This window comes from Candidatus Accumulibacter meliphilus (genome assembly GCF_036625345.1).
Lineage (GTDB): Bacteria > Pseudomonadota > Gammaproteobacteria > Burkholderiales > Rhodocyclaceae > Accumulibacter > Accumulibacter meliphilus.
The window spans coordinates 69,340-79,216 of sequence record NZ_JAZKTZ010000017.1 but is presented as its reverse complement, the minus strand read 5'-3'; the positions used below and the strand labels follow the sequence as shown (position 1 = coordinate 79,216).

Sequence of the window (9,877 nt, the reverse complement as noted above, 5' to 3'; positions counted from 1 at the left end):
CGAGACGATTCGAACGTCCGACCCCTGCCTTCGGAGGGCAGTACTCTATCCAGCTGAGCTACGGGCGCGTGCAGGGTGCGAAGCTTAACCTGTTTGCCCTGGGCAGTCCAGCTCGGCACTTCTGGGCCAGCCCTGACGCATGACCCAGCCGAATCAGGCTCATTTGCCGGTAACGCCCGCTTTTGCGGTCGAGGCGGTCAAATTGCGGTTGGCTAGCGGCAAAGGACGGGTGGTGGAGTCAGCCAGGAGGATGCCGAAAGAATTTTTTGGACGGCGGTACGATCGCCAGGCGAGCCTTTCCGAACGCGGCGTACGCCGCGCTCGAGAGGATGTTTCGGGTACGCCTGTGTGAGGTCACTCAAGTTGAAGCAGGAATGGAGCGGCGAGGAGCGCGCGGATTCGTGCTGGGTCGAGCCAGGGGGCGGCGCAGGAGCTTCGAATGAAGGCGATGGCACCGCGCACGCCGAGTTGCTGATAGAGATCGCGTAGCTGTCGGGTGAAGCGTGCCAGGGTATTGAACACATGCGCCAGGCGCATGAGGAGGTGATAGCCTTTCATGGCATTCCAGTCGAGGGCAAAGGCATGCTCGTAGTGGTAGCCCTGATGTTTTTCGACGAGGAAGCCCGCTTCGATGCCCCAGCGGTGGCGGGCCCCGAGGTTGCAGCGCTCATGGACATTGTCTTGGCTGAGCGGTTGGCTGGAGAGCCAGGCGTGGCGCGATGTTTCGGTGACGGTCCTGGCCTGTTCATCGATCTTCTCCCAGCTTTCCTCACAGACCACCAGATTCAGCTTGAGACGCTGACGCCCGTTGGCAGCGAAGGCGTAGTCGATGTCGTTGACCCAGCTGAAGTGTTGTCGGCGTCTTCCCCAACCGCGCTGCACAACTTGTGGCTTCAGGGCGTGGAGCGCGCGGAACTCCTGCCAGACCGTGGACAAATCCTTGTCCTTGAGCACGATCATGAACTGCCAGTGGGCGCGCAAGCAGCGCCGCATCACCGGCCCGTTGGCGTAGAGGCCGTCGAGCAGGAGCAGGATCGGCAGGCGGGGGAACAGCGTCTTGAGCCGGTCGCTCAAGCGCACAAAGCCGCGCAGCTCGCAGTCCTGCTTTTGCGCTTCGGGTTCGCCCAGCGCGTGTTCGAGGAACTCGCTGAGCAGTGGGATGACCAGGCCGTTGTGGAAGGCAAAGCTGGCCTCGAGGACGTAGACGAAGTACTGGGTGTGACGGGTTTCGTCCTTGCCGACGGTACGTTGCAGGAGTTCCTCCGTCCAGAGGGTGTCGCCAGCGAGCTTCTGTGAGCCGTCGATGGCGATCGGATAGCAGTGGTCGATCAGATAGCGGCGAAAGTTCTTGCCGCGAATCAGCCGCCTCACCAGATCGACGTGGGCCTGTTCGAGCTGTTCAAGGTCAATGTCGCGCAACAGCCGAAACAGGGTGTCGGCGTGTGGCAGGGTATCGATCTCCGGGAACAGCAGGTGGAGGTTGGCCATGAACTGGGGACGGGATATTTCGCGGTTGGTCTCGCGCCGGGAGGAGAACTGAAAGACGAACATCAGCAAGCCGTAGAGCAGAAGCACGGTCAGCTTGTGCCGGCGCTTTTTGGGATCTCTCGGGTCGGGAATTTGTTCCAGTTGAGCGAGCAAGGCGGGCAGCTCTTTGCGCAGGAGGCGCATCTGTTTGCTCACGGCGTCCTCGCGGGCCTTTTGTTCCTCGTCGACGGTCGCGAAGGCCGAGCTTCTGTTGGGCAATGGAGCGGCTGAGTGGGGGACTTGTCCCGTTGCGCGCAGCTTCGCGTTCAGTACCTTCTCCTGCCGTTTCTTCTCTGAGCGCAGCTTCTTGATGGCCACGCGTGTCGGGCGACGGCAAGGTTTGCTCATGACCGCGGGCTCCCCGGCGCGGCACACAACGAGGCGCAAGCATCCGAGGTCAGCGCTTTGACCCACACCTGGCGGGGCGTGCTGTGATAGGACTGGCCAGGGCGGGCCAGCCCGCGCCCGCTGCTTGCCCCAAGCAACTGCCAACCGGCGGCACGGTAGCAGGTGCCGGCATAGTGACGCGGATCGACGAAGGTCTCCAGCAGCAGGGGCTCGAAGCCCCAGTGTTCGAGCCAGTCCGCGCGTGTGCGGCGCGCGAGTTGCCCGAGCACATGACTGGCCAGATGCGGCACCCGGACGTGCGGAAAGATCAGGAAGCGGCTGTTGTTCACCACCCGCGCCAGGTTCTCGCGGCGGGCCTGGGCCGTCCAGCCGATCCACTGATCGCGCACGGCCACCGCGCGGGCAGCACCGGACAGCAGGACGCAGCCCAGCCGCCGGTCGCCCGCCGTGATAAAGTAGCGCAGCCGGTAGCCGAAGGCCCCCTGGAAACCCAGCGGGTGCCAACGCGCCACCAGCGCATCCCACTGCGCCACCCGGGTCGCGTCGCGAACCACTTCCAGGGACACCGGCGCGAGCGCCGACAGGGCGCAGTGCACCGCCGGCTCGGCAACGGGGGCGACGGATGCCGAGGGCGGCGCGCAACGGCGCGGCGGCGAGGGCCTCAACGCAGGCAGTACCAGCAATCCGGCCGCCTGCAAACGCTCCAGGAAGTCCAGGCAGGCGCTGATCTTCGCCGTCCCCGTCAGGGTGGTCCAGCCCAGGTGCTCGCAGACCGTCGCCGCCAACTCCTTGCGTGCCAATCCCGGCAGCCACGCGACCGTCGCGCAGAGCTCGGCAATCTCCGTCGCGCTGAACACGCGACCACAGTGCACCCATTCCCCCGCACTCGTTGCAAGCATCGCAAAACCTCCGACTGAAGCGCAGATTGATTACGCTCCACCTATCCTGCCAGAAGTCCGCCCGGCTGTCTAGCCCTCTTGTGCGAAGGTTTTTTTTGCCTGCCCACCGCAACGCCTTGCCACTACTGGGCCGGCGTCGTCATGCTTCAGCGCTGCTTCTGGGCAGCGGCAAACGGCGTTACAATTCGTCATCTAACCCGCAGACAAACAAGGATCCGGCATGGCGCAAACAAAATTCTCTTCACGAACGATCCTGGTGATCACCATCGTCATTGCCATTCTGCTGATAGTGGTCATCTGGCCACTTTCAATGATCGGCAAGGGCAGCAGCGCAACGCGCAGCGACACTTACGCCGATGAGGTCTATGTCCGCATTCTGCCGGTGGCCAAGCTGGAGCTGGCGAAAGCGCCGGCAGCCGCGGCCGACGGCCAGCCGCGTGACGGCGCAACGGTGTACAAGTCGGTCTGCATGGCTTGCCACGGAACTGGCGTCGCTGGCGCACCGAAAGCGGGCGACAAGGCCGCCTGGGCGCCGCGTATCGCCACTGGAGCCGATGCCCTGATCGTCAGTGTCACCAACGGCAAGGGCGCAATGCCGCCAAAAGGCGGTGGCGCCGACCTGACCGAGGAAGAGATCAAGGCTGCGGTCGAGCACCTGGTGGGCCTGGCGCAGTAAGCCATCGGATCCGGCCACACACGAAAAAGGAGACCTCGCGGTCTCCTTTTTTTCGCGCTGCGGACAGTTGCTCCGCCGGCGGGGGACGTGCCAGGACGCTACTTGGCCACGGAAGGAACAGCGGCCGTGGCAGCGGCTGGGACGCTAGCGGGAACGGCGCTACCAACAACGGCTTCCGCTTTGCCGGCAGCCATGTCCGTGGCTGCTGCGGTGGGGCTGTTCGCTTTCGGCATCGCGTCATGCATCGTGTCTTTGGCCATTTCCTTGGCCATTGCTTCGGGCTTGGCGGTCGCTGCGGGGGCAGCAACGGCCGGGCTCACCGCGGGAGTAGCTACCGGGGTCGCCGCTGCTGGCGTGGCGACAGCTGGCACTGCAGGGGCAGCGGCTGGCTTGACTGCCTCAATCGCCTTGGTGACGCCAGCGGCAGAAGGTGTTTGTGCGAAGGCGGCGGAGCTGAAAGCAACGGCGATGGCAACAGCGATGATGTTCTTGAACATGCGGATCTCCTGTAATTGATTAGACTTGTTCGCTCGGCCGCTTTGCTGTTTCTGTTGTCTCGGCCTTGCCAGCAGTAACGCGGGTGCTTGCCAAGGCGATGGCAGAACGTGCGTAACGTTGTGTAGCGCCCTGTAACCACCGCTTCAGACGGCGGCAACTTCGACCAGACAATCGTAGAAAGTGGCGCCGCCGCCGATGTCGGTGAGCGCCTGGCTGGTCACTTCGTTGCAGTTGCGACCGTCGGGGGAAAGCTTGCGCCACCAGATCGAAGTGGCCATGGCGACGCCGGGGCGGACGCGGTCGCTGACGATGGCACGGGCCTGGAACTCGCCACGGCGGTTGAAGATGCGTACCAGGCTATCGTCGGCGATGGCCCGTGCCGCCGCGTCGGCCGGATGCAGATGGATCGCCGGCGACTTTTCCTGGGCCAGGAAACGCGCCGAGTTGGCAAAGCTGGTGTTCAGGAAGTTGCGCGCCGGCGGGGTGATCAGGGCCAGCGGAAACTCGCTGGACAGCGGACTCTGCCGCCATTCGCGCGGGGCGATGAAGTCCGGCAAGGGGTCGACGCCGGCGCTGGCCAGCACCGTGCTGTAGAACTCGCATTTTCCTGAGGGGGTTGGGAAGCCGCCGTTGGCGAAGGGCGCGGTGGCCCGTGGCAGGTTCAGCCGGGCATGTCCGTCGGCCTTGAGCTTCTCCCACGACAGGCCGGCCAGGCGCGGGTCCTTCCAGTCGAAGGCCTGACGACAGAGGTCTTCGTCGGAGTCGGCAAAGCACGCTTCGCTGAAAGCCATCGCGCTGGCCAGGCGACGGAAGAGTTCGGTGTTCGACACGGCTTCGCCAAGTGGCGCTATCGCTGGATGATTGACCTGGATATGCAGGTGCCCATAGGACTTGTGGATGTCGAGCTGTTCCATGTGGCTGGTCGCCGGCAGGAGGATGTCGGCGTAGTCGGCGGTGTCGGTCTGGAAGAGATCGTGGACGACGGTGAACAGGTCGTCACGGGCAAAGCCAGGCACGACCTCGCCCGATTGCGGGGCGATCGCCACCGGATTGCTGTTGTAAACGAACAGCGCCTTGATCGGCGGCCTGGCGCGCAGCAGATCCTGACCGATGGTGCTCATATTGATCATTCGCGGCGTCGGGCTGGGCATCAGATCGGGGCGTTCGAGGGCGGCGCTATCGACCGGGTAGTTGCCCGAGCTGGAAAGCAGGATGCCGCCGGCAGGGTGTCGCCAGGCACCGGTGAGTGCCGGCAGGCAGGCCAGTGTGCGCAGCGCCATGCCGCCGCCGGCGGTGCGGTTGATGCCGTAGTTGGTACGAATCGCCGCCGGAGTCGTGCTGCCGTACTCGCGCGCCAGTTGCTCGACTTCGCTGGCGTCGATGCCGCAGATCGCCGCCACCCGCGCCGGCGGGTAGTGCAGCGCACGCGCCTTGAGGGCGTCGAAGCCGAGCGTATGCTGGGCGATATAGTCGTGATCGAGCAGCTCGTCGCGGATCAGCACGTGCATCAGGCCAAGCGCCAGTGCGCTGTCGGTTCCCGGCAGCAGCGCGATGTGCTGGTCGCACTTGTCGGCGGTCGCCGTGCGGCAGGGGTCGATGGCGATCAGGCGTGCGCCGCGTCGTTTCGCTTCCTGCGCCAGCCGCCAGAAATGCAGGTTGGAGACGACGCTGTTACTGCCCCAGATGATGATCAGGCGCGCGTCGACGACATTCTCGACGTCGAAGCCGAAGCTGCCGCCGATACTGGCGCGGTAGCCCATTGCGCCGGCGCTGGCGCAGATCGTGCGGTCGAGTTGTGCGGCACCGAGACGGTGGAAGAAGCGGCGATCCATCGAAGCGTAGCCGAGCAGGCCGGAGTTGCCCGCGTAGCTGTAGGGAACGATCGCTTCGGCGCCGTCGCTGGCGATGATCTGGCGATAGCGATCGGCGATCGTCGCCAGCGCCTGCGGCCACGAAATGCGTTCGAAAGCCGCACCAGGGCCTTTTGGCCCGATCCGACGCAAGGGATAGAGCACGCGCTCAGGGTGATAGATACGCTCGGGGTAAAAGGCGACCTTGGTACAGAGCACGCCAGCGGTCGGCGCGTGATCGGCAGCGCCGGCGACCTTGACAACGCAGCCGTCGCTGACGCTCACTTCGAGGGCGCAGGTATCCGGGCAATCGTGCGGACAGGCACCGCGGACGCGATGCGTGTTGGAAGGTATGGAGGAGGGCGTGACCATGGTGCTTTACCCGTACTGGTGGCGATGGCCCGAAGATAGCAGCTTCCGACGCGTTTCGGCAGCCTTCGCCATGGCCTGGCAGCGGCGGCTGCGGGGGCATGCCCGGACGGGCAGGCCGGCCTGCCGATGCGAACGCTTTCTGTCCTATGATGTCGGTCGAGGTCGAACTACCGCAGCCGTCAATGCCTCGCCATGCCCAGGGCAGGCCAAGGCCCCCTTCCCCGCCCAGAACCACCCGCAGAGCCACCCGCCATGATGCCACTCTCCTCTCGCCGTTTCGCTGCCCGTTTTGCTAACAGTTTCGCTGCCCACTCCGGTCCGCGATCAAAGTTCGCGCTTCTCCTGCTTGCGGCATTCGGCAGCACCCTGCTCGGCGCACTGGTCGCCGACAGCAGCGCAGCAGGCGACGCAAAAGCCCAGGCCCAAGCCTGTCTGGCGCCGGCCAGCTGGGCGGCCTTGACCGATCAACAGCCGCAGTCGGTCAGCAAGCAGCAGATCCTGGCCGACTTGGTCGGACGCGAGGTGCTGCTGCTTGGCGAACAGCATGACGACGCCGATCACCACCAATGGCAGTTGCAGGTGCTCTCGGGGCTGCACGCGCTGCGCCCGGACATGGTCATCGGCTTCGAAATGTTTCCCCGCCGTCTGCAGCCGGTACTCGATCGCTGGGTAGCCGGCGAACTGAGCGTCAAGGAGTTCCTGCTCCAGGCGGAGTGGGAAAAAGTCTGGAACACGCCGCCAGAACTGTATCTGCCCCTGTTCGAATTCGCGCGCCTGAATCGGATTCCGATGCTGGCCTTGAACATCGACCAGGAACTGACGCGCAAGATTGCCGACCAGGGCTGGGACGCGATAGCGCTTGCCGAGCGCGAAGGCGTCGGCCAGGCGGCCGCGCCATCGGACGCCTACCGCGACTTCCTGTTCGAGATTTATCGCCAGCACGCGAGGATGCGCGGTAAATCGACCAAAGCAAAGCCCGGCGACACCGCTTTTGCCCACTTCGTAGACTCGCAGCTGGCCTGGGATCGGGCGATGGCGGAAGTGCTCGCCGCTCAGGCAACGGCGACGGCGATCGGTGGCAAACCGCTGATCGTCGGGATCATGGGCAGTGGCCACCTGCGCTTCGGGCATGGTGTGCCCCACCAGTTGCGCGATCTCGGCGTGCGCTCGATCGGCACGCTGCTGCCGATGGCGGCAACCAGCCCTTGCGAGGAGCTAGGCTCGGGGCTCGCAGACGCGGTCTTCATGGTGCCGACGCCGCCGCTCGTGCCGATCGCACCGCCGCGCCTTGGCGTGGCGCTCGAAAGCAAGGAGGGGAAGATACTGATCGCCAGCGTGAGCAAGGCTAGCCTGGCCGAGAAAAGTGGTCTGCAGGATGGCGACCAGATCCTTGCCGTCGCCGGCCAGCCGCTGTCCGGCCTGACTTCGCTGCTGAACGCGATACGACAGCAGCCGCCGGGAACCTGGTTACCGCTACAAATCGGGCGCGCCGACGAAAAAATCGAAATCGTCGTCAAGTTCCCGGCCGAGCGATGAGTCGCTGGCAAGCGCTGCGCTCGCTGCTGCTGCCGTTTCTGGCGCTGACGCTGCCTGCGGCCTGGGCAGTCGCTGCGCCACCCGTGCCAGCGGCGCATCTGGCCCTCGAACTCACTCTCGATCCGGGCACTCGGCAGCTCGCCGTGGTCGCCTCGGTAAGGCCCGGCGAGCGAAATTTTCGCTTTGCACTGCACGAGTCGCTGCACATCGAGAAGGCGTCGGTCGACGGGCAAGCGATCGTGCTCCGCCCGGCCGGGCAGCAGGGAGATCTGCGCGCCTGGCAGACACGACTGCCGGCGGCCGATGCCACGCTGCGCATCGAATACCAGGGCACGCTACCGGCTCTCGATCGGCACCTGGACCATCGCCAGGTACTCGGGCGACTGCCGCCGATGACGGCTGTCGAAGGCAGTTTTCTCTCCTCCGGCAGTGGCTGGTATCCACAGCCAGCGGCTTTGTTCACCTACCGCGTTCGCCTGAGCGTCCCCGGCGAGCAACGCGCGCTGGTCGCCGGCCGGCTGCTCGAAGAGGAAACACCGGCGGCCGCCGGCGATCGCTACCGCGCCAGCTTCGAGTTTGCCCATCCGGCGGACGGCATCGACCTGGTGGCCGGCCCGTGGATCGTTCGCGAGAAGATGATGCCGACGAGTGGCGCCGCGCCGCTGCGCCTGCGCACTTACTTTACGCGCGAGCTGGACGAGATCGCTGGCCTTGCCGACGCCTATCTCGAGGACACGCGCGTCTATATCGAGCGCTATGGGCGAGAAATCGGCGCCTACCCGTTCAGCGCCTTTTCGGTCGTCGCCAGTCCGCTGCCGACCGGCTTCGGCATGCCGACCCTGACCTATCTCGGTGCCGAAGTGCTCAAGCTGCCTTTCATTCGGGCCACCTCGCTGGGCCACGAGATCCTCCATAACTGGTGGGGAAACGGCGTCTACGTCGACTACGCGACAGGCAACTGGGCCGAAGGCTTGACCACTTTCATGGCCGACTACGCTTACAAGGAAAGCGAATCGGCTGACGCCGCGCGCGCCATGCGCCTCGGCTGGCTACGCGATTTCGCGGCGCTGCCGCCGGCCAGCCGGCAGAGCCTGGCTTCCTTCCGCTCGCGAACGCACGGCGCGGCGGCGGCTGTCGGTTACGGCAAGGCGGCGATGCTCTTCGTGATGTTGCGCGACCTGCTTGGCGAACAACACTTCCAGGCGGGCCTGCAGCTGTTCTGGCAGCAGCAGCGCTTTCGCATCGCCGCCTGGGACGACTTGCGGCAAGCCTTCGAGCAGGCGTCGGGACAGTCGCTGACCGTTTTCTTCAGGCAGTGGCTGGAGCGCGACGGCGCGCCCAAACTGCAGATCCAGAGCGCCAGCTCCAGCACGCTCGCCAGCGGCACAGGCCTGAGCATCGAAGTGACGCAGAGCGCACCCGCGTACGCCCTGCGTCTGCCCATCGAAGTGAACGATGGCCAGCGCTCCGAAAACCGTGCCGTCGACATCGACGGCCTGCAGCAGAAAGTCGCTCTGGCAGTCGACGGCCCGGCGCAGAGTGTCGTCCTCGACCCGCAACTTCGCCTCTGGCGATTGCTCGACGCCGCGCAACTGCCGCCGATCCTGCGCCAGTGGATCGTCGCCCGCGGGCCGCGGCTACTGCAGGTCTCGACGACTGCCGAGGTGCGCGAGGCAGCCGCAGCGCTGGCCGCACGGGTCTTTGAAGCCGCGCCACGGGAGATCCCGCCAGGCGATCTGCGCAAGACGACGACACCGCTATTGATGATCGGCCTGCATGCCGACGTTGATGCGGCGTTGACGGCGAGCGGCTTGCCGCCGCGTCCGCAGCAGCTCGAGCAGCAGGGAAGCGCCCAGGTATGGACGATTGCTGGCCAGACGGAGCTGCCGATAGCCGTCGTTTCGGGACGCGACGCCGGCGCTCTGCGCGCCCTGCTGCGCCCACTGCCGCACTACGGCAGTCAGAGCTGGCTGGTCTTCGAAGGCAGTCGCGCGCTCGCCCGCGGCGTCTGGCCAATCATCGAGCAGCCAGTGCCGGTCAGCACGGCCGGCCGCAAGGCCGGCGACTGAGTGCCTTGCCAATGCCTGCCTGACGCCTGCCGGCGCCTCGCGGACGCGGCCAAGCCTGACAAAACCGGGAAAGCCGTGCTATCGTGCTGCCTTTTCGTCCCG

The 9,877-nt window shown here is 65.5% G+C and carries 7 protein-coding genes; 3 read left to right on the top strand and 4 right to left on the bottom strand.

The window, feature by feature from the left end; all coding sequences use genetic code 11:
- Positions 1–354 precede the first annotated feature (354 nt).
- Both V5B40_RS23315 and V5B40_RS23310 read right to left on the bottom strand, forming a co-directional pair.
- The gene (locus tag V5B40_RS23315; RefSeq protein ID WP_332352691.1) at positions 355–1,875 is read right to left on the bottom strand and encodes a transposase family protein; all 1,521 of its coding nucleotides are present in this window, start codon (positions 1,873–1,875) and stop codon (positions 355–357) included.
- Entirely contained in the window at positions 1,872–2,774 is a 903-nt protein-coding gene (locus V5B40_RS23310; RefSeq protein WP_332352692.1) for a DUF4338 domain-containing protein, read from the bottom strand. The genes V5B40_RS23315 and V5B40_RS23310 overlap by 4 nt, the downstream gene beginning before the upstream one ends.
- A gap of 220 nt (positions 2,775–2,994) precedes the next feature.
- Here V5B40_RS23310 and V5B40_RS23305 point away from each other — a divergent pair, with 220 nt between their 5' ends.
- Positions 2,995–3,450 (top strand): c-type cytochrome, encoded by a 456-nt coding sequence (locus tag V5B40_RS23305; protein WP_332356791.1) that lies wholly within the window; start codon positions 2,995–2,997, stop codon positions 3,448–3,450.
- Between the two features lie 98 nt (positions 3,451–3,548).
- Here V5B40_RS23305 and V5B40_RS23300 read toward each other — a convergent pair whose 3' ends face one another.
- Both V5B40_RS23300 and V5B40_RS23295 read right to left on the bottom strand, forming a co-directional pair.
- Positions 3,549–3,947, bottom strand: a complete 399-nt coding sequence (locus tag V5B40_RS23300; protein ID WP_332356790.1) for a hypothetical protein — start codon at positions 3,945–3,947, stop codon at positions 3,549–3,551.
- 144 nt (positions 3,948–4,091) lie between these two features.
- On the bottom strand, positions 4,092–6,170 hold the full coding sequence (locus V5B40_RS23295; protein ID WP_332356789.1) for a molybdopterin-containing oxidoreductase family protein: 2,079 nt from the start codon (positions 6,168–6,170) through the stop codon (positions 4,092–4,094).
- Between the two features lie 252 nt (positions 6,171–6,422).
- Between V5B40_RS23295 and V5B40_RS23290 the strand changes: the two genes are divergently transcribed.
- Together V5B40_RS23290 and V5B40_RS23285 are read left to right on the top strand one after the other, a co-directional pair.
- Positions 6,423–7,706: a ChaN family lipoprotein gene (locus V5B40_RS23290; protein WP_332356788.1), complete on the top strand. Its 1,284-nt coding sequence runs from the start codon at positions 6,423–6,425 to the stop codon at positions 7,704–7,706.
- Entirely contained in the window at positions 7,703–9,775 is a 2,073-nt protein-coding gene (locus V5B40_RS23285; RefSeq protein WP_332356787.1) for a M1 family metallopeptidase, read from the top strand. The genes V5B40_RS23290 and V5B40_RS23285 overlap by 4 nt, the downstream gene beginning before the upstream one ends.
- Positions 9,776–9,877: the final 102 nt, after the last annotated feature.